General features: G+C 69.9%; 1 pseudogene. It reads left to right on the forward strand.

Annotated elements, in window-relative coordinates:
• Positions 1-236: pseudogene (locus tag SB753_RS41310) on the forward strand (iron dicitrate transport regulator FecR); the annotation flags it as partial.

Raw genomic sequence — 236 nt, forward strand, 5'->3', positions numbered from 1 at the left:
GGAGCAGGCGGGCCTGCTGCAACTCGCGCGCGACATGCAGGCGCGCGGCGCACGCGTGCTGCTGGCCGCGCCGTCCGACGTGCCCGAAGCCACGCTGCCGCTTGCCATCACCGCTCATGCGGCGCTCGATCCGATCGCTGCAATCCTGTCCTTTTACGTGATGGCCGCCGGCCTTGCGGCCGCACGCGGGCGCAATCCCGATGCGCCGCGCCATCTCAACAAAGTCACCGAAACTC

Source organism: Paraburkholderia sp. SIMBA_053 (assembly GCF_046534895.1).
Classification (GTDB): Bacteria; Pseudomonadota; Gammaproteobacteria; order Burkholderiales; family Burkholderiaceae; genus Paraburkholderia; species Paraburkholderia caledonica.